Origin of the sequence: Pseudomonas sp. CM27 (assembly GCF_013179515.1) — a bacterium.
Lineage (GTDB): Bacteria > Pseudomonadota > Gammaproteobacteria > Pseudomonadales > Pseudomonadaceae > Aquipseudomonas.
This window is the reverse complement of sequence record NZ_JABMCN010000472.1, coordinates 1-845: the sequence shown is the minus strand read 5'-3', so window position 1 is coordinate 845 and position 845 is coordinate 1. Positions and strand designations below refer to the sequence as shown.

The 845-nt window shown below is 63.2% G+C and carries 1 pseudogene; it reads left to right on the top strand.

The features are described from left to right. A pseudogene (locus tag HP547_RS29025) lies at positions 1-845 on the top strand (hypothetical protein); the annotation flags it as partial.

Here is an 845-nt window from a genome sequence, read left to right as displayed (position 1 = left end):
CGCGATTTCCACCATCGCAACCTGGTGGGCATGCTGCTGAACAAGACGCTGGAAAGCCTGTACCCGGCCGATGCACCGTCACCGGAGCTGGCCGCCTTCAGGATCAACACGGAACGCCGCGGCCCCGAGCTTGCTCCGGCAGCGGCACGCTTCGAGGCCCTCACCCACCAGGACTATTCCCCCGGCGGCGCACGCCTGGCACAGCGCATCGATACCGCCAAATACCTGCGCTTTCTCGCTGAACGCGATGCGCTGGAAGAGCGGCTTGCAAGTCTGCGCAAGCTGGCCTTGCAAGCCAGCAACGATCACGACGTCTGGCTGGCCACGGCGGAGGCCGCTGCTGTCAATAATCCCTACAGCCTTGCTGCGGCGCTGGCCTGCTACGACCGTGACGAACGCCTCTCCGCCCGCGGCCTGGAAATATCTCTGGCGCTGATAATCAATCCAATGGGTCAGCCAACACCCGGTACCGAAGACCAGGATCGACGCTTCAAACGCCTGGAACAGTGGCTGGATCAGCACGACAGCCCGCTGTACACAGCCCTGGCACCGTTCAACCCGTTCAAGGACAAGGCCGACTCGATCGGCAGTCTGTTCGGCGCCAGCGACAATGTGGTCGAGGGCCTGGCCGGTCGTTTCCCGGCCATGGCCGATATCACCGACCTCACCGCCCAGTCGGTCAATGCCGTGGTGCTCAAGCGCTTGCGTGGAAAGACAAGGTGGGATGCCAGTCATGGCCTGCGTCAGCAAGTGCTGCTGGCAGCACGTGAAGGCAATGCCGAGAAAGCGCTGGGGCTGCTGGCAGCCCGGTATCGGATCACCGAGCAGGCAATTCGGGAAAATCC